Origin of the sequence: Desulfovibrio sp. TomC (assembly GCF_000801335.2) — a bacterium.
In the GTDB taxonomy this organism is placed as follows: domain Bacteria; phylum Desulfobacterota; class Desulfovibrionia; order Desulfovibrionales; family Desulfovibrionaceae; genus Solidesulfovibrio.
Window position 1 is genome coordinate 30912 of the sequence record NZ_JSEH01000003.1, and the last position, 16296, is coordinate 47207.

Genomic DNA, 16296 nt, shown 5'->3' on the forward strand with positions numbered 1-16296 from the left:
TCTGGCGCAGCCGCTGGCGAGGCCAAGCGGCAACAAAGTCCATTCGGGCGGCTTGGGCGGCCGGGGTCCCCTTCAAGGGCTCATTCCGGCTGCCCCGGTGTCCGGCCCCTGCTCGTTTTTTCTTGCCCAACTTTCGCATATCGACTCGGCAACGCGCCCAGTCCAATCAAACTCACCCCGGGTGGGTTTCCAAAGGGCAGTGCCCTTTGGCCGCCGGAGGCCTCTTCCGCCTTTTTATTCCCACATCACCCGGCCAGTCGGGTCCGGTATTCGTCGATGATCTTGCGCCGGCTCATGCCGTTTATGATGAGGCTTTTGCGGATGCTGAAGTCGTGCCAGGCCGGCTGGAGCCCGATTTCCCGGGCGGCCTTGTCCGGGTCCTGTTCGGTCACGGGGCGGGTTTTCTCGCTCATGTGGCAGTCGTCGCCCATGAAGATGAGGATGGGGCGCTTGCCGTGCCAGCCCATGCGGTTGCGGCGGTTGACCACGTTGATGAGAAATTCGGTGTAGAGCTGGGACTGGGGATTCCAGACCTCGATGCCGTCCACGTCGTAGTCGGCCAAGAGGATGGGCCAGAACTGTTCCGGGTGGGGGATGACGATGCCGGCCCCGAGCGACCGGGCCTCCTCGATGACCTCGCTTGCCCGGTAGAAATAGGACAGGGAGAATTCTTCCTTGACCAGATCCTTGACCGCCTTGGCATAGACCTGGGCCCGGTTGATGAGCCGGTCGCCAAAGCGGCTGCGCAGGGCGTCGAGGTAGTTGCGCACGAGTTTGTTCTTGTAGACGTCATCCGGAAGATCGGCTTCGTGGGCCAGGATGAGGCTTTTGATTTTGGCGGCCTGGAGGCGCACGAAGGTGACGAGTTCCTCTTCGGCGTTGGTGCGGCCGGCAGCCTTCTGGCGGCGGTCCTCGAAGGCCGGTTCGGCCAGGGCGTCGAGATATTCGAACAGCTGGGAGGCCCGGTAGCGGTGGGTGTGGCCGAGCATGGACTTCAGCACGTCGGCCCGCTCCGGGTCCAGGCCCTTGAAATGAAGCAGAAGCTGTACCTTGCGGTTAAACCCGCTGGAATAGCAGTCCACTTCCACGCCCTGATACCCGTCGTATTCCATGAGCACGTTGTGCTGGGTGGGGATGATCAGCTCGTCCACCCGGTTGGGATACAGGGCGTTAATGCGTTGTTTGAGCAGCTCCATGGGCACGTGCTCGGGGTGCCAGTGGGCGGCCAGAACGTATTCCTGGCGGGGGTAGACCCGGGCCGGGGCGACGATGCGGCTTATCTGTTCGGGGCTTAAGGCAAAGTCGTTAATGCGCAGAAAATCGCGCTCATCGTCTTCGGTGACGGCAGGATCGACGGTCGAAAGGTCGATTTCGACGCAACGCGGCTCAATTGCGGTCGGGGAATCAGGCATGGCGGCTGTGACACTCCTTTTTCATGCGGGAAAGGGCCGCGACCGAGCCGGTCATGGCGGCGATGTCGCCGGCGGCGACGGCGGTCTCGAACTGGTCCACTTCAGCGTCATAAGCCGGATAGAAGGCGTCGCCCTTGCCTGGGTAGCGGGTCATGAGCCGGGAGTCGGCGATAAAGGCGGCCGCGACTCCGGCCTCGGGGACAACACCGGCCCGAAGCGCCATGACGATGGCCTTGAAGGTCTGCTTCATGCGTTTTTTAAGGCCCTTGTAGCGAGGAAGGCCATTTTTTTCAAGGGGTTCGGCGTTGTCTTGATCGGCAGTCGCCGGATCGTCCGGGCTCTCCGGGGCCTCGGCTTCGGGCCGGGGCAGGGCGTCTAGGCCCAGGGCGGGGTATTTGAGCGACACCTTGAGCATCGACGAAGCGCCGAAGTGTTTGATGCCGATTTTCAGGCTGGTAAAATCGTCAAGGACGACGGTCTCTTCGCCGATGACCAAGGCCCCGTCGGCCGCCTTGGCGGTCAGGTCGGCCAGGGCGCGCAGGGCCTCGACGCGGGGCAGCACCAGTTCGAATTTGCGTTTGCGCGATCCGTACATGCAGTCCTCCCGGGAATCATGCCGTCCGGAGGAAAATCCTTCCGGCGTTTCACGACAATCGTACGATAGGACGATGACGGTTTGATGGCAAGGCAGGGCGGCAGCCCAGTGGTTGCGAGAAAGCAATTAGCCTCCTTTCTTGCCAGACATCATTTCGCGGGTGTACCCTTTCCCCCATTCTCTTTGTCTGCTGCGGCGTGTCCAGATGGGGGGCGGTTTGTTGGCTTTGCCCGCTGATGTGTTGCAGAAACGGAGCTGTTATGGGCCACAAGCCTGTTTTCTCCCAAAGATGGTTGCAACTGGGGGCGGCGATTGCACTTCCTTTTGCCGCCTGTGCCCTGCAGTGGATTTTCTGGGGTGCGATCAAGCCCTACATCTGGTTCTTGTTTTTCCCGGCGGTGTTTTTCAGTTCGCAGCTCGGCGGCATGGCCGGCGGATTGGCGGCAACATTCCTTTCGGCCCTGCTCGCCTCGCTGATTTTCATGGAGCCGCCGTTGTCCTTTATCTCGGGCGGGCCGGTGAGTCTTGTTTCGGTGCTCATCTTCCTGGCCATGGGGGCGCTGTTCAGCCTGACCCACCGCCGGCTGGCCCAGGCCCGGGATACGGCCCAAAAGGCCCTGGATGCCGCCCGGCAGGCCAATGCCGAAATCACCCGTCTCTATGAAAAGACCCGGGAACTCGATGAACTCAAGACCCGGTTTTTCGCCAACGTCAGCCACGAACTGCGTACCCCGCTCACGCTCATTCTCGGCCCCTTGCGCGCGAGGCTGGCGGAGGTGGCCCCGGATGATCCCCAGCGTCGGGAGTTGCGCCTCATGGAGCGGAATGCCCGGCTGCTCTACCATCACGTCAGCGATCTGCTTGATGTGGCCAAACTCGATGCCGGGCGCATGGAATTGCATTACGGCCGCGTGGATCTGGCCCATCTGGTCCGTTTCGTAGCCTCCTGTTTCGAATCGCTGGCCCGGCAACGCAGCATCAGTCTGGAAGTCGTCGTTCCGGACACCTGCCCGGGCGAAGCGGATGGTGATAAGATTCAGCGTATCGTGCTCAACCTCCTGTCCAATGCGTTCAAGTTCACCCCCGAGGGCGGCCGGGTGCGCCTGTCTCTCGAAAATACGGGGGAGCAGGCCCGCCTGACGGTGGCCGACAACGGTCCGGGTGTGCCGCAGGCCTTGCGGTCTGTTGTGTTCGAGCGCTTTCGCCAGGGTGACGACGGGGCGACCCGCCGTCATGGCGGCACGGGCCTTGGGTTGGCCATCGCCCGGGAATTTGCCGTCCTGCACGGCGGTGACATCCGGCTGACGGGCGATGACAACAAGGGTGCCACCTTCACCCTTGTCCTGCCCCTGGCTGCCCCGCCGGGGAGCACTGTTGCCGACAGGCCGTTTGCGGCAAGCGCCGAATCAGGACTCATGGATATGGCCTTGCCGTCGCCGGCCGAGGGAGACGCCTCGGACGATGCGTTCCCGTTGGCGGATGCCCCGCTTGTGCTTGTGGTCGAGGATAACGAGGATATGGCCGCCTATGTGACCGGTATTCTCAAACGCCGCTACCGTGTTGTTCAGGCCCGAAACGGCCAGGAGGGTTTGGAAATGGCCCTGGCCCTGGCCCCGGATCTCATTGTTTCCGATGTCATGATGCCGGTGGTTGGCGGCGAGGCCATGGTGCGGGACATGCGGCAGCGGCCGCAACTCGACGGCGTGCCTGTGGTCATGCTGACGGCCAAGGCCGACGATGCCTTGCGGCAAAATCTCTTGCGGGAGGGCGTCCAGGACTATCTGGTCAAGCCCTTTGACGACGGCGAACTGCTGGCCCGGATCGGGCGGCTCGTGGCCGACAAACGGCGCAACGATCAGACCCTGCTGGCCAGCAACCGGCGGTTTGAGGCCACCTTTGAACAAGCCGCCGTGGGCATCGCCCACGTCGGTCCGGACGGACGCTGGCTGCGGGTCAACCGCAAACTCTGCGCCATTGTCGGCTACACGGCCGGGGAGCTGTTGGGGAAGCGTTTTCAGGATATCACCCACCCCGACGATCTGGCCGCAGACCTTGCTTGGGTCGGACAGCTTCTGAGCGGCGGGGTTTCAAGTTACAATATCGAGAAGCGCTACATCCAAAAGGATGGGCAGGTGGTCTGGGTCAGTCTCACCGTGGCCCTGGTCCGCGACAGTGCCGGTGAACCGGAGTATTTCATTGCCGTCATCGAAGATATCACCCCCCGCCGGGCCGTCGAATCCGCCCTGGCCCAATCCAAGCAGGACCTTGAGGCCTCCGTGGGCGAGGCCCGGCTTCTGGCCCGCCGGGCCGAGGCGGCCAGCCAGGCCAAAAGCGAATTTCTGGCCAACATGAGCCACGAGATTCGCACACCGCTCAATGGCCTTTTGGGCATGATGCAGCTCCTGGACACCACCGAACTCGACGCCGAACAACGGGAATACACCGCCATGGCCCGCCGCGCCGGCAGCCGACTGACCCGGCTGTTAAGCGACATCCTGGATCTGTCGCGCATCGAGGCTGACCGGATGGTCCTTACGGCCATTCCCTTCTCCCTGGCAGACCTGCTGGCGGCCATCCGCGAAACCTTTGCCCCGCTGGTGCTGGAAAAGGGGCTGGTCCTGGCCTGCCGCACCCTGGACGACGTGCCTGGAGCCGTAGTCGGCGACGAGGTCCGGGTGCGCCAGATTCTGTTTAATCTGGTCGGCAACGCCATGAAGTTTACGAGCCGGGGCCGCGTGGATGTGGACATCGCCCGGCTGTCCCAGGTTGCTCCCGGACAGGTCCGGCTTCTTTTTACCGTGGCCGATACCGGGGCCGGCATTCCCGATGACAAGCTCGCCCTGGTCGGCGAAGCCTTCATCCAGGCCAACAGCTCCTACACCCGGGCCCAGCAGGGGGCGGGCCTGGGGCTGACCATCAGCAAACGGCTGGTCGAACTCATGCATGGCTCTTTGGCTATTGACAGTGAGGAAGGGCGCGGCACCACCGTTTATCTCATGCTGCCCCTGGGGCTGCCCCGGGAGCCGCAGGCGATTCCGGCAGGCCCTGTGCCCTTGGTTGGGGAGAAGCCGCGCCCGGTCCAACCCCCGCAAATTCTCCTGGCCGAGGATGATGCCGTCAATGCCCTGGCCGCCCGCAAGCTCTTGGAACGGTCCGGGTTTTGCGTGACCACAGTGCAAAACGGGGCAGAGGCGGTGGCGGCCGTGGCCGGGAGGACATTTGCCTGTGTGCTGCTGGACGTGCAGATGCCGGTCATGGACGGTCTGGAGGCCACCCGGCGCATACGGGACTTGCCCGGCGGGGGCGTGCCCATCTTGGCCATGACCGCCCATGCCATGGTCGGGGACCGGGAGCGCTGTCTGGCCGCCGGCATGGACGACTATGTGGTCAAGCCGGTGGATGCCCGGGAATTACTGGCGGCCATAACCCGGGCCATGGCCACCAGTCAGGGCAACGGGCGGCTTACAGAAAGAACCAGACCGCAGCCAGCCCGGTCAGGGTCATGGTGATGGTGTAGGGCAGGGCCTGCTTCACCATTTCGCCGTAGGACAGGCGGATCAGCGGGGCCAGGGCCGAGGTGAGCAGGAAGAGAAAGGCGGCCTGCCCGTTGGGCGTGGCCACGCTTGGGATGTTGGTGCCGGTATTGATGGCCACGGCCAGCCGGTCGAACTGGGCCAGGGTGGCCGTCACCTGGGGCAGGGCGGCCTGGGGCACGGCGGCCAGCACGGCGTCGCGGGTGTTTTTGGCGTCGGTCAGCCGGGCCAGCAGCTCGGCCCCGTCCATGCCAAGCTCGGGCATGGCGGCGAAGAGCTTGACGAAATGGGCCTTGGTCTCGGTGATGTAGACCGTGGCCACAAAGACGTTGTCGCTGATCATGGAAAGCAGGCCGTTGGCCAGATAATAGGCTGCGGTCTGTTTTTTGCCGGACAACGACACGACGTACTCAATGATGGGGGCAAAGAGGTGCTGGTCGTGGATGACGGCCACGATGGCGAAAAAGACCACCAAGAGGGCGGTAAAGGGCAGGGCCTCGGTGAAGGCCTGGCCGATCTGATGCTCCTCGGTCTTGCCGCACAGGGCGGTCAGCAGGATGATGACGGACAGGCCGATGACGCCGACCTCGGCCAGATGCAGGGCCAGGGCGATGACGAGATAGACGGCCGTTGCGGCCTGGACGTACAGCCCAGCCCGATAGCGCAGGGTCATGGAGGCGTCGCGCCGGGCGTCTTCGGCGGCCAGGATGCGCCGCACCTCGGTCGGCAGCTTGAAGCCGTAGCCGAACAGGGCAAAGCGCTCCACCACCATGGTCGTGGCCAGGCCCGCCGCCAGCACCGGCATGGATACCGGGGCCACCCGCAGGAAGAATTCCCCGAAATGCCAGCCCATCTCCTGGGCCACCAGCAGGTTTTGCGGCTCGCCAACCAGGGTGCACACCCCGCCAAGGGCCGTGCCCACGGCCCCGTGCATCATGAGATTACGCAAAAAGCCACGGAACTGCTTGAGATCGCGCCGGCTGACCTCGTCGAGGCCGTCTTCGTCGCCAAGCCGGTTTTTCCCGGCCGAGGCATGGCGGTGGTAGATCTCGTAAAAGCCGTAGGCCACGGCGATGATCACCGCCGTCACGGTCAGGGCGTCGAGAAAGGCCGACAGGAAGGCCCCGGCAAAGCAGAACAGGAGCGACAGGGCGATTTTCGAGCGCACCTGCATGAGGATCTTGGTGAAGACGTACTGGAGCATGTCCTTCATGAAGTAGATGCCGGCCACCATGAAGATCAACAGCAGGATGACCGGGAAGTTGTGGGCGGCTTCGTCAGAGAGCGTCGCCGGGCTGGTCAGGCCCAGAATCACGGCTTCCATGGCGAGCAGGCCGCCGGCCGGCAGCGGATAGCAGGACAGGGCCATGGCCAGGGTGAAGATGAATTCGGCAATGAGCAGCCAGCCGGTAACAAACGGCCCGACGGTATGGAACAAAATGGGATTGGCCATGAGGAAGGCGGCAATGGTCAGTTTGTACCAGTCCGGGGCGTTGCCGAGCAGGTTGGCCAGAAAGGCCCGGGGCAGGGTCCGAGGCATGAAACGACTCCTTGGCTGGATGTGCGACGGCGCAGAGCGCCGGGAGTCCATAACACAGTGCCGCCCGGGGACCAAACCCGGCCGGCGCATTCCGCCTTTAGCCGCAACCCCGCGCCGTTCCCATGGTTTTTAGCCCCTGACCAATGGTATCCCCCGGTTGGACCAGACGGTTTATTATCAAAGCGGTTGCTGGTGGTTTGGCAGGCGCAAACAGTCCCCTTTGCAGAAGAGCCTGCAACCGGCCGGGAATCATGCTGTTTTCATTGACGCCGGGGAGCTATTTGTCTACTTTAAACGTATGGATGCGGTCCCGCGTGGCCGGGTCCGGGACGTCACCGGCCAGGAGGCCGAGCCAATGAAACTCACGACCCGAAGCCGCTACGGAACCCGTATGATCCTGGATATGGCCATGCATGGCCAAAACGGTCCGGTGCGCATCAAAGACATTGCCGCCCGCCAGGGGGTTTCCGTCAAATATCTGGAAAAACTCGTACGCGAACTCAAGGATGCCGGCTTTGTGCGCAGCCGTCGCGGTCCGCGCGGCGGCCATGAACTGGACAAGCCCCTGGCCGAGATTTCCGTGGGCGACATTGTGCGCGCCCTGGAAGGCGACCTGTCCCTGGTCGAATGCAACGGCGAGGGCGGTCCCTGCCCGCGCACCGCCGAGTGCCTCACCCGGGGCGTGTGGATGGAGGCGGCCCGGGCCATGCACGAAAAGCTCGACTCCATCACCCTGGCCGATTTGATTGCAGGGCGCACCGACTGCGCCGCCGCCGGGACAGCCCCGGACAAGCCGCTCCCAGGCAGCGGGGGCGCACAAGGTTGCCGCCGCAGCATATAGTGCTTGAACGCCGCCGCCGTTATGCCCTAGTATCAGCCAGTATCACTTAAAACGGCCGAAACAACGGGGCGGATCATGGATGGCAGGGATGGCGACGGCGTCCGCACGGGCATCCTGCTCGTAGCGGCCGGAGACGGGGTGCCCGAAGAACTGGCCCCGGCCCTGGCCGCCCTTGGCTATAGCGTGCTTGGCGCGGCCCCGGGTGGGGAACTGCCGGCGGCGGTGGTCCTGGTCGCGGCCCCTGGCGCGGCCCCGGCGGCTGCGGCCCTGGTCCGCGATTTTCACAGTCAGGGCCTTCCCGTGGTCTGCTACGCCCTGGACGGCGCTCCCGAGTTCCTCTCCGCCCTGGCCGCCGGCCATCCCCAGGGCTTGCTTGCCCCGCCGTTGTCGCTCCCGCAACTGGGCGTCGCCCTGGATACGGCCCTGAGTTCCTTTGACGAAATCGGCCTGACCGGCCGGCTGGCCGTCCTCAAAAGTCTCATGGACGCCGCCGTCAATCCCATCTACGTCCAGGATACCGAGGGCCACTATCTCGGCATCAACCGGGCCTTTGAGACCTTTCTCGGCGTCTCCATCCAAAGCGCCCCGGGCCTGACCGCCGCCGAAATCTTTTCCGACGAGGTGGGGGCGTTTTTGGCAGAGAAGGATCGCGAGATTTTAAGCCGGGGCGGCGTGCAGCAGTTCGAAATCGCCGTGGAGGACGCCTCGGGCCGGGAACGCCATCTGGTCTTTCACCGCGCCCGGTTCGACGATGCCGAGGGCTCGGCCCAGGGCATTGTGGGCGTGGCCACCGACGTCACCGACAGCAAACGGGTGGAAAAGGATCTGCGAAGCGAGCAGGAAGTGTTGCGGCGCATCCTGAACGGTATCCGGGCCGGTATTTTCATCATCGATCCCAAGACCCAGCTCGTGGAGGACGTCAACGCCACGGCCGAGGAGCTGTGCGGCCGCAGCCGGGCGGAACTGGTCGGCCGGCCCTGCGGCGACATCGCCTGGAGCGACAACGAAGGGCGGCTCCTGGGCACCTGCTCCGTTTTGACCGAGCGCAATATCATAAACGAAGAGATGCGCCTGATCCGGCCGGACGGGCGCACCGTGCCGGTGCTTAAAACCGTGGTCACGGCCCCGCGCCGGGGCGAGCTGCGGCTTTTCGAGATCGTCTTTGACATCAGTGAGCGCAAGACCCTGGAGCGCCAGCTGGCCGTGGCCCAGAAGCTTGAATCCCTGGGCGAACTGGCGGCCGGCATTGCCCACGAGATCAACACCCCGACCCAGTATATCGGCGACAACCTGCATTTTCTGTCCACGGCCTTTGCCGGATTTGGACAGGCCTTTGCCCGCATCGAGACCGTGGCCCGGCGGCTGGCGGCCGACAGCGGCGATCCGGCGGCCCTGGAGGAGATCGAGGCGGCGAGACGCGAAGCCGATGTGGAATTTCTCCTCGACGAGGCCCCCCGGGCCTTGGAACAGTCGGTGGAAGGCGTGGGCCGGGTGACGGCCATTGTGTCGGCCATGAAGAAGTTCTCCCATCCCGGCGGCGAGGAAAAAACCGCCGTGGACCTCAATGCAGCGGTGGAAAACACCGTTATTGTGGCCAAAAACGAGTGGAAGTATGCAAGCGAGGTGATTCTTGAACTCGACCGCAGCCTGCCGCCGGTGTTCTGTCTCCCCGGCGATTTTAACCAGGTGATTTTAAATATCCTGGTCAACGCCGCCCATGCCGTGGCCGAGAAGGTCAAGGGCACGGTCGAGAAGGGCCGCATCACCATCCGCACCGAAGCCGACGGGGATTTTTTCAAGCTTTCGGTGGCCGATACGGGCGTTGGCATCAGTGACGCCAACCGGCGCAAGATTTTCGACCCCTTCTTCACCACCAAGGAAGTGGGCAAGGGCACGGGCCAGGGGCTGGCCATCACCCACAACATCGTGGTGACCAAGCACGGCGGCACCATTGATTTCGATTCCGTGCCGGGGCAGGGGTCCACGTTTACCGTCCGGGTGCCGTTTGGCCTTGAGGCCGCCCTGGCCGCCACCCAGGGAGACGATTCGTGAAAACCCGCATTCTGTTCGTCGATGACGAACCCAACGTGCTTTCGGCCCTGCGCCGCATGTTTCACGACATGCGCGGGGAGTGGGAGATGGATTTCGCCCAGGACGGACCGACCGGCTTGACCATGATTGCCGAGCAGCCCTTTGACGTGGTGGTGGCCGACATGCGGATGCCGGGCATGGACGGGGCCATGTTTCTGCGCGAGGCGCAAATTCACAATCCCGGGGCCATCCGCATCGTGCTGTCAGGCCATTCCGACCGGGACATGATCATGCAGACCGTGCGTCCGGCCCATCAGTTTTTGCAGAAACCCTGCCGGCCCGAGGAACTCAAGGCCGTCATTTCCCGGGGACTGTCCCTGCGTGAGGTGTTTCTCGACGAGCGGGTCAAAAACGTGGTGGCCAAGCTCGACCAGTTGCCGACAGTGCCGCGCCTGTACGCCGCCCTGCTCGACGTGCTGGCCCAGGAAGATCCGTCCGTGCGCGAGGTTTCCGCACTCATTGCCCAGGACGTGGGCATGGCCGCCGGGCTGCTCAAACTGGTCAATTCGGCTTTTTTCGGCCTGCGCACCCATGTCTCCAGCCCGGCCCATGCCGTCAATCTGCTCGGGCTTGACGTGGTCAAGGCCCTGGTGCTCGGGGTCGGATTGTTCGGGCGTTTCGACAAAGAGGCGTTTCACGACTTCGACCTGGAGAAGCTGTGGAGCCACTGTCTGGGCACGGCCCGGCTGGCCCGGGAGATTGCGGCCCAGGAGGACGCCCCAAGCGAGGCGCGCGAACACTGCTATATCGCCGGACTGCTCCACGACGTGGGCAAGCTGGTCATGGCCACCAATTTTCCCGAACTGTATCTGGAGGTCATCCGGGCCTGCCAGGCCGGCCAGGGGACCATTCTCGACATGGAACAGCATTTCTTCGGGGCCTCCCATGCCGAGGTCGGGGCCTATCTGCTGGGGCTTTGGGGGGTCGAAGACGCCGTGGTGCGGGCGGTCTATCTCCACCACGAACCCGGGCGCGACCGGCGGGCCGGTTTCTCGCCGCTGTTGGCCGTGCACGTGGCCAACCGGCTGGAGCACGAACTGGTGGTCATCAGCCGCGACTATGCCATAAATCCCCTGGATGAACTGTATCTGGCGGCCTCGGGCCTGGCCCCGCGGCTGCCGGTCTGGCGGGAGGCCTGTCAGAAGGTGCTGGAGCAGGGCGGCGCGGACAGCGGGGGTTGAGCACTGCGGGAAGCGTCCGGCCCTGGCGTTTCCCGATCCGGCGGCACACGGCGGCCGCTCCCCAGGGCAGGTTGTGAGGAACAGGCATGGACCTGACGGCGGAACTGGTCGGCGGATGTCTGGTGGTGTCGGTGCTGACTCCCGAAGTGGACCACACCGGGAGCGCGGATTTCAAGGACGCAGTGCTCGAGCGCTACGCGGCGGCCAAGGCCGATGACCTGCTGCTCGATCTCGGGGCGGTCAACTTCATGGACAGCAAGGCCATCGGGGCCATGGTGTCGGTGCGAAAGGCCGTTTTGGCCCATGGCGGCCGCATGGGCATCTGCCGTCTGCATCCCCATGTGGACAAGATCATCCGGGTGGTGACGCTGGGGGCGGTCTTCGACGTCTTTGCCGATCGGGCCTCGGGGCTGGCCCGCTACGCCTGAGGTTTGGCCGGGGCGGGCGAGGGGGCGGCTTAGACGAGCCGGCGCAGGACGGCCATGGCCAGATCGTCGTGGAGGATGCCCTTGCAAAAGGGCAGGGCGGTTTCGATGATCTCGCCGATCAGGTCTTTGGGCGCAATACCCGGGCGCAGGTGCTCAAGCACCCTGTCCTCGCCGAAAAACGTCCCGTCCGGGGCGCGCAGTTCCGTCAGGCCGTCGGTATAGAGAAAGAGGCTGTCCCCGGGACCAAAGGGGATGGTGCGGGAGGTCCAGTCGAACTGGGGCAGGAGGCCAAGGGCCGGTCCCTGGGACGGCAGTTCGGTTAAGCCCTCGCGCCCGATGACATAGGCCGGCACATGTCCGGCCGAGACCACGGAGAGCAGGGGCACATTCCGGTCGATGCGGCACAGGGCCAGGGTCACGAACATGTCCAGGTCGCCGCCGAGCAGCAGGTCGCACAGCATGGCATTGAGCGCCGCCATGATCTCTTCCGGAACCAGGCGGGCCTGGCGCAGCGACAAGAGCAGTCCCTTGCACACGGCCATGAGCATGGCGGCCGAGGCCCCGTGGCCGGAGATGTCGGCCATGACCACATTGACGGCCGAGCCGTCGTCCCAGGCTTCGTAGAAATCCCCCCCGACCTGTTCCTGGGCCTGATAGACCACGGCCGACTCGATGCCCGGGAAATCGAGGTCCTTGGGCAACAGCTGGCGCTGGACACAGCCGGCCAGATACTGTTCCCGGGTGAGCAGATCGTTTTGGCGACGCAGCTCCTGGCCGAGGGTGGCGAGTTTCAAGTGCAGGTTGATGCGGGCGGCCAGCTCCTGGCGGTGGTAGGGCTTGGGCATGAAATCGTTGGCCCCGGCCGAAAGCGCTTCGGCCCAGACGCAACGGTCGGTTTCGCCGGACAGGAAGATGATGGGCACGTCGGCCAGGGCGGGGACGGCCCGGATGCGGCGGATGGCCTCGATGCCGTCGATGCCCGGCATGAAGAGGTCCAACAGGATCAGGTCCGGGTGCACGGTTTCGGCCAGGGCCACGGCCTCCAGGCCGTTTTCGGCTTCGACCACGGCAAAGCCGAAGAGCGATGTCACGTGCCGCCTGAGCACTTCCCGGAAAATGGCGTTATCGTCGGCGATAAGGACGCGCGTCATAACTCCCGCCACAGCTTTGGGGGCCTTTGGCCCGCCCGTTCCCTTTGCCCAAGTGGATTTCCAAAGGGCTATCTCTCCCTCTGGCCGCAGGAGCAACGGGGTTCCGCATCAAGCGCATGCTTCGACTGTCCCGGTCAAAAGCCGCCCGGACTGGCAGCCCAGCGCCAAGAACCCCTTGAAAAACGTTTCCCTTTGCAGGGGTCCGGGGGATCATCCCCCCGGCCGCCGGAGGCGTCTTCTGCCTTTCCTACTCTCCCTCCCTACTTGGGCAGAAGGACGTAGGCCTTGGCCGTGCCTTTCATGAGGCCGGCCTGATGGGCGGCTTTTTCGCCCGGCCCGAGGTAGAGGTCAAAATGATTGCCGCGCATACAGCCGGTGTCCTGGGCCATGACGAAGCCGGTGAAGCGCTCGACGCCGGGGCCGGTCCCGGGCGGATAGCCGGGCAGGTCGCCGTCGACGGCGAGGAGCGTGCCGTAGGGGACGAACCCCGGGTCCACGGCCACGCTGGCGTGGGGGGTGACGGGCACGCCCATGGCCCCGACCGGCGGGGTCTGGGAGGCCTTGAAAAAGATATAGCTCGGATTTTTGGTCAGATACTCGCGCACCTGGGACGGGTTTTCCTCCAGGAAGCGGCGGATGCGCTGCATGCTCATCTCTTCTTCGGGGAAGCAGCCCCGTTCCACCATCACCCGGCCGACGCCGACGTAGCGGTGGGCGTTGTGCCCGTCGAAGAGGGCATAGATCGTGGAGCCGTCCTCGATGTAGCGCAGCTTGCCCGAACCCTGGACGTGCAGGAAAAAGACCGCGATGGGGTCCTTGGCAAAGCCCAATTCCAGGTTGCGGCCGGCAAGGACGCCCTTGTAGTCTATGGCTTCCCGGCTGTGCTGTTTGCCCGAGGCTCCGGGATTGCGGTAGATGGGCCAGATGTATTGGCCCTGGCGGGTGCGCGAGACCTCGATGGTCGGCTCGTAGTAGCCGGTCAGGAGCGTATCGGTGGCAAGCGGCGCCCAGGTGAAATATTTGGCCAGCACGGTCGGGTCGCGGTCGAGTTCGGGCAGGATGCGTCGGAAGGTGGTGAGGCTTTGGTGGAGCTGGCCCCAGGTCAGGCGGGCCCCGGGCTGGTCCACGGCCACGGCGTTGGCCGGTTTGCGGGCGGCATAGGCGATGGAGCGGTCAACCGCCGGGGCCAGGGCGGCAAAGCTCGTGATCTGCTGGCTGGCCGGGGAAATGCGGCTGTTCCAGGGCGTCGTGATGGGCGGGGCAACAGGCGCGCGCACCTGGGAGGTTGCCGCGGGCGTCTGGGCGGCAGTGGTCTGCTGGGCCGCAGCCGGGCGTGGGGCGTCCTCCAGGCCGGCGCAGCCGGTCAGAAGGCAGGTTGCCAGACAGGTGGCCAGGGCCAGGGCACGGAAGTGTCGTTTGGCGGGTCGCATCATGCCACTTTCTATAGCGCGGCCCGCACAGGAGGGGAAGGGGGCATTGCGACGGCCTTGCCCCCTTCCCCGCCTGCGCAGGCCGCGACCTAGAAATTCATGATGCGATCGGCGGCCTGCATGGCGGCATAGAGAAACGGCATATTGGACAGGGTGACCGGAGCGTTGGCTTCCACGCCGTGGATGCCCAGGCACTTGCCTCAGGCTGCCAGCACGCCTTCGCTTAAGCCAAAGAGCTTGGCCTGTTCGGCGATGGGAAACTGCGGGCTGTCGCCGGCCATGAGGTCCACGGCCGGGCCGTTTAAGAAGATGGTGACGTCTTCGCCTTCGCTCAGCAGAAAATTGCCGAAGCGTACGGTGTTCCACTTGATCTCGGGGTCCGGGCTGGACAGGGTGATAAGTATTTGCATGGTCTATGCCTCCGGCCACAATCGATAGATAAAAATGATCGATTGGGCAACAGCCAAGGCCCGGGCTGGGTCAGGCGGACAGGCCGGCCTGGGTCTGGAGCGAGTGGGTGGGGAGAGACGGACGGGCTGTTGGGCAAACGGGGCCGGGGAACCGGCTGCGGGCCGAGGTTCCCCGGGGCAATGCGCCTGTTACGGCACCGGATTGGTGCGGGCGTAGGCGAGCAGGTCTTCGTAAATCTGCTGGCAGATGGCCACCGGCACATCCGGGGCGTGCAGGACCGTGGGGCGATCCTCTTTGAACAATTTGGCCCAGGGCTTGTTCTTGAGATCTTCCCAGGCTCCGTAGCGCCCGTAGCTGATCACGCCCTGAACGGTTTGCAACCGCAGGTCAAAGGATTCGTAGCCCATGGGGTTTTCCAGGAGCGTCCGGGGGCGGCTGTCGTGAAACGGCCCGGCCTGGGCCGAAAAATAAAACCAGCCGCCGATCTGGATGTCGCCGAACCAGCGGTCGCCGTCTTCGAGCCGGTCCGATTCCATGAGAAGCGTCCTGAAATCTTCAGCCATGGCAGTCTCCTTCGTTGCGGTGTGTGACCCGCTCTCCTACGCCGTCCCGGCGGTTGCGGTCAACGCCTGGAAAGGGCCAGCAGATATTGAAACACCGCCGAGACGTAGCGTCCCGAGGCCACGTCGGGCAGGGCGAAGTAGGGCAGCGCCCCATCGCCCAGGGCGCCGGCCAGGGCCAGGAACACCTGGCGCGACAGTTCGGTCAGACCCGGTTCCAGGGTATTTTCCCACAGGGCGGCCACGGCTTCGCCGGGCGCGCCGTAGGTGATGCAGGTGATGGGGCGGTTGGCCAGGACCAGACACGCTCCGTCCCGGGCCAGCGGACACAGCCGCGACCAGGCCGACAGGCACAGCTCCCGGGAATCGCCGTAGCGCCGGGTCAGGTCGTCCATCTCCCGCGAGGCCTCGGCCGATTGCTCGATGACGCTGTGGCGCACCTCGCTTGGCAGCCCCAGGTCGATGGCCCGGGCCAGGGCCACGGCTTCGATCAGCGACAGCCACAGCGGCCGGCGGCAGCAGGCGTCGGTGTCGCGGCCGCAACACGGGACACCGGCCGCCGCCTGCCCGGCCAGGGCGGCCAGGGCGGCGTAATCGGCCAGAAACGGAGCCAGATTGACGGCCCGGCCGGATTCCAGCCGGGGCTCGCGCACGGTGAGCTTCCCGGCGGTCTTGCCATAGCGGCGAATCGTCCGCCACTGGTCGAAATTGGCCGGCTTGGAGCGCAGCGGCCGCAGCACCTTGGCCGCGCCCTTGTGGCCAAGGCCCCGGCGCAGCAGATAGGCGTTTAAGACCGTGCCGGTGCGGCCGATGCCGTGGCGGCAGTGGATGAGCGCCTTTTTGCCGAGGTAGATGGCCTCGTCGAGCCAGGCCAGGGCGGTTTCCAGGGCGGCCATGTCCGGCGCGCCTTCGTCGGGGATGGGCAGATAATGGACTTCGAAGCCGGCGGCGGCCTCGATTTCGTGGAGGTCGCAAAATTCGCCGCACAGGTTGAGGATGGCGGTCACGCCCTGGCTTTTCAGGGAGTCGAGCTGCGCATGGGACATGGGCGCGCCGCCCACGGCCAGATGGCTGGTCACCCAGGTCAGGGGATAGGCGTGGTTTTGGGCGGCCATGGCAGGGT

The 16296-nt window shown here is 64.8% G+C and carries 13 protein-coding genes; 5 read left to right on the forward strand and 8 right to left on the reverse strand.

What is annotated here, in order from left to right:
• Positions 1 to 245 precede the first annotated feature (245 nt).
• Together NY78_RS03385 and NY78_RS03390 are read right to left on the reverse strand one after the other, a co-directional pair.
• Positions 246 to 1412, reverse strand: a complete 1167-nt coding sequence (locus NY78_RS03385) for a hypothetical protein (protein WP_043631754.1) — start codon at positions 1410 to 1412, stop codon at positions 246 to 248.
• On the reverse strand, positions 1405 to 2007 hold the full coding sequence (locus NY78_RS03390) for a GAK system XXXCH domain-containing protein (protein ID WP_043631756.1): 603 nt from the start codon (positions 2005 to 2007) through the stop codon (positions 1405 to 1407). Before NY78_RS03390 ends, NY78_RS03385 begins: the two co-directional genes overlap by 8 nt.
• 260 nt (positions 2008 to 2267) lie before the next feature.
• Between NY78_RS03390 and NY78_RS22855 the strand changes: the two genes are divergently transcribed.
• Positions 2268 to 5516, forward strand: a complete 3249-nt coding sequence (locus tag NY78_RS22855) for an ATP-binding protein (RefSeq protein ID WP_082139877.1) — start codon at positions 2268 to 2270, stop codon at positions 5514 to 5516.
• Here the strand turns inward: NY78_RS22855 and nhaB are convergent.
• The gene (gene nhaB, locus NY78_RS03400; protein ID WP_043631757.1) at positions 5470 to 7080 is read right to left on the reverse strand and encodes a sodium/proton antiporter NhaB; all 1611 of its coding nucleotides are present in this window, start codon (positions 7078 to 7080) and stop codon (positions 5470 to 5472) included. The genes NY78_RS22855 and nhaB overlap by 47 nt on opposite strands.
• 355 nt (positions 7081 to 7435) lie before the next feature.
• Between nhaB and NY78_RS03405 the strand changes: the two genes are divergently transcribed.
• From NY78_RS03405 to NY78_RS03420, 4 genes are all read left to right on the forward strand, one after another.
• Positions 7436 to 7921 carry an RrF2 family transcriptional regulator gene (locus NY78_RS03405; protein ID WP_047960012.1) on the forward strand — a complete coding sequence of 162 codons (486 nt, stop codon included), beginning with the start codon at positions 7436 to 7438 and terminating at the stop codon, positions 7919 to 7921.
• Between the two features lie 75 nt (positions 7922 to 7996).
• Complete coding sequence (locus NY78_RS03410) at positions 7997 to 9973, forward strand: PAS domain S-box protein (protein ID WP_047960013.1); 1977 nt, start codon at positions 7997 to 7999, stop codon at positions 9971 to 9973.
• Positions 9970 to 11193 carry a response regulator gene (locus tag NY78_RS03415; protein ID WP_043631760.1) on the forward strand — a complete coding sequence of 408 codons (1224 nt, stop codon included), beginning with the start codon at positions 9970 to 9972 and terminating at the stop codon, positions 11191 to 11193. Before NY78_RS03410 ends, NY78_RS03415 begins: the two co-directional genes overlap by 4 nt.
• Positions 11194 to 11279: 86 nt before the next feature.
• Positions 11280 to 11621: an STAS domain-containing protein gene (locus NY78_RS03420; RefSeq protein ID WP_043631763.1), complete on the forward strand. Its 342-nt coding sequence runs from the start codon at positions 11280 to 11282 to the stop codon at positions 11619 to 11621.
• A gap of 29 nt (positions 11622 to 11650) precedes the next feature.
• Here the strand turns inward: NY78_RS03420 and NY78_RS03425 are convergent, their stop codons facing one another.
• From NY78_RS03425 to NY78_RS03445, 5 genes are all read right to left on the reverse strand, one after another.
• Entirely contained in the window at positions 11651 to 12772 is a 1122-nt protein-coding gene (locus NY78_RS03425) for a PP2C family protein-serine/threonine phosphatase (RefSeq protein ID WP_043631765.1), read from the reverse strand.
• A gap of 260 nt (positions 12773 to 13032) precedes the next feature.
• On the reverse strand, positions 13033 to 14205 hold the full coding sequence (locus NY78_RS03430) for an MltA domain-containing protein (protein WP_043631768.1): 1173 nt from the start codon (positions 14203 to 14205) through the stop codon (positions 13033 to 13035).
• A gap of 86 nt (positions 14206 to 14291) precedes the next feature.
• A complete protein-coding gene (locus NY78_RS03435) occupies positions 14292 to 14612 on the reverse strand; it encodes a DsrE family protein (RefSeq protein ID WP_231583735.1) in 321 nt (106 codons plus the stop codon).
• A gap of 189 nt (positions 14613 to 14801) precedes the next feature.
• Positions 14802 to 15176, reverse strand: a complete 375-nt coding sequence (locus tag NY78_RS03440; protein WP_043631774.1) for a hypothetical protein — start codon at positions 15174 to 15176, stop codon at positions 14802 to 14804.
• A gap of 59 nt (positions 15177 to 15235) precedes the next feature.
• Positions 15236 to 16288: a protein-tyrosine phosphatase family protein gene (locus NY78_RS03445; protein WP_043631776.1), complete on the reverse strand. Its 1053-nt coding sequence runs from the start codon at positions 16286 to 16288 to the stop codon at positions 15236 to 15238.
• Positions 16289 to 16296: the final 8 nt, after the last annotated feature.

What these genes read in the sequence shown, in the direction of transcription:
- NY78_RS03385 (WP_043631754.1), bottom strand. Translation starts at nt 1,412, where the DNA reads ATGCCTGATTCCCCGACCGCAATTGAGCCGCGTTGCGTCGAAATCGAC.
- NY78_RS03390 (WP_043631756.1), bottom strand. Translation starts at nt 2,007, where the DNA reads ATGTACGGATCGCGCAAACGCAAATTCGAACTGGTGCTGCCCCGCGTC.
- NY78_RS22855 (WP_082139877.1), top strand. Translation starts at nt 2,268, where the DNA reads ATGGGCCACAAGCCTGTTTTCTCCCAAAGATGGTTGCAACTGGGGGCG.
- nhaB (WP_043631757.1), bottom strand. Translation starts at nt 7,080, where the DNA reads ATGCCTCGGACCCTGCCCCGGGCCTTTCTGGCCAACCTGCTCGGCAAC.
- NY78_RS03405 (WP_047960012.1), top strand. Translation starts at nt 7,436, where the DNA reads ATGAAACTCACGACCCGAAGCCGCTACGGAACCCGTATGATCCTGGAT.
- NY78_RS03410 (WP_047960013.1), top strand. Translation starts at nt 7,997, where the DNA reads ATGGATGGCAGGGATGGCGACGGCGTCCGCACGGGCATCCTGCTCGTA.
- NY78_RS03420 (WP_043631763.1), top strand. Translation starts at nt 11,280, where the DNA reads ATGGACCTGACGGCGGAACTGGTCGGCGGATGTCTGGTGGTGTCGGTG.
- NY78_RS03425 (WP_043631765.1), bottom strand. Translation starts at nt 12,772, where the DNA reads ATGACGCGCGTCCTTATCGCCGACGATAACGCCATTTTCCGGGAAGTG.
- NY78_RS03430 (WP_043631768.1), bottom strand. Translation starts at nt 14,205, where the DNA reads ATGATGCGACCCGCCAAACGACACTTCCGTGCCCTGGCCCTGGCCACC.
- NY78_RS03440 (WP_043631774.1), bottom strand. Translation starts at nt 15,176, where the DNA reads ATGGCTGAAGATTTCAGGACGCTTCTCATGGAATCGGACCGGCTCGAA.
- NY78_RS03445 (WP_043631776.1), bottom strand. Translation starts at nt 16,288, where the DNA reads ATGGCCGCCCAAAACCACGCCTATCCCCTGACCTGGGTGACCAGCCAT.